This is a genomic window from Paenibacillus cisolokensis (assembly GCF_018403665.1).
Classification (GTDB): Bacteria; Bacillota; Bacilli; order Paenibacillales; family Paenibacillaceae; genus Paenibacillus_AH; species Paenibacillus_AH cisolokensis.
The window spans coordinates 1-1,478 of the sequence record NZ_BOVJ01000277.1 but is presented as its reverse complement, the minus strand read 5'-3'; the positions used below and the strand labels follow the sequence as shown (position 1 = coordinate 1,478).

The 1,478-nt window shown below is 33.7% G+C and carries 2 protein-coding genes; both read right to left on the bottom strand.

Going from position 1 to position 1,478, the window contains the following annotated elements; all coding sequences use genetic code 11:
* Nucleotides 1-223: 223 nt before the first annotated feature.
* A complete protein-coding gene (locus PACILC2_RS26025; protein WP_213531930.1) occupies nt 224-805 on the bottom strand; it encodes a hypothetical protein in 582 nt (193 codons plus the stop codon).
* 32 nt (nt 806-837) lie between these two features.
* Nucleotides 838-1,293: a hypothetical protein gene (locus PACILC2_RS26020; RefSeq protein WP_213531928.1), complete on the bottom strand. Its 456-nt coding sequence runs from the start codon at nt 1,291-1,293 to the stop codon at nt 838-840.
* Nucleotides 1,294-1,478: the final 185 nt, after the last annotated feature.

The following is a 1,478-nucleotide window of genomic DNA, read 5'->3' as shown; positions in this document are numbered from 1 at the left end:
GTCAGCGGCATGGGAGTCTAGAAGGAAATTTTATGAACAATAAAGCTATTGTCGATCAAGGTATTGATCTAGCCTGATAAATCAGACCATAGTGACCACGTCCTTGTGTCGATAATCTAAAGGCGACTGCCTTCACTTTATATAGGGACTTAATCCTATTTTCCGACATGTTTTTCAAAATATTTTGCAATTTTTTTGGAGATGCTTGTTTTTAGTGTTCGCATCATTTTTTCAGTTGACCCACCAATTGATCCCAGAAATTTAATAACCTTTTTTTGTCTGACGACTTGTGCATAAATGCCAGTAAGATTAATCGATGATTATCGGACAAATTAACATTATGCACATGAGTAGCAAACTCGTTAAGTATGGTATAGATCGGACTGTCAGGTTCGTTGCGATATTTGTTATATAAGTCGTTATAATTTTCGATTAATGCTTTTATGTGTACAGGGTTTGTGTAGTCCAAGTTGTCCAGAATCGCATTAACCAAGTACTCTTGATGTTCGTCTGTGTCGAATCTTTTAACCGATCCGTTGTTGCTACGTCCAACGTTCGGACTTTGACACATAATCCCAAGCTTATATTTTAAATTAGCTACAATCATATTCAGTTTGTATAAAGTCGCCCGATCAAGAATATTTTTGTTTTCTTTAATAAGTTGCTGAATTGCAGTCATGTTATCATGGACTTGTTTTTGCTCGGCGGTCAGTTGCTCATATGGAATCCGTAGTCGATTGATCTTTGCCCATGATATGGTATCTTTTTTGTTTGCTTTTTTGGGTATATAGTAGCGTTTATACAACCAATTATCCCATTCATTTATTGTCTTAAAAATTAAATCAATAGAAAATCATCATCAATATCCTCATCTTTTAACATTGATTCTGGAAATGTCATTCTTCGTCTGTACTCTTTTTCTGCATTATCAGATATAGTAGCTGTCTTTGCTTCTTTTGATGATAGCAAATAATTGGTTATGACATATAAAATTCCGGAAAAGTCTTGGTATCCATTACCTTTGGATAGTATAAAGTCACGAACATAGTATGTCAGATAATCTATAAACCAATCAGCAATTATGATATTGTCATATTCAGTTTTTTGTGATCTATGAATCGGATGCATAATTTGACCAAATGTTGTTACTCCATCAAACAATCTCTGAACATGCTTTATACGAGAAGACCATGATGGTAGATTATTAAATGTCAAATATTCATTGATCTTATTATATACATAACTTAATGGCGCTAGTTTAGGTTTAGTGTTCGTCGTTTCCTTAATTTCCAATATCCATTTACTCCTTTTGTAATTGTAAAAATAGAATTTTCCATAGTTTAAATCTTCCCCTCGGCTTTAATTGGACTTGCAGTAAATCTTTTTAGCCGTAATTTATCGAGGGGCTACACGTAGTAGCCCCTTCGTGTTATAATTTAACCTAACGATAAAATATCTTTTTTGGTCCTTATCTTTAA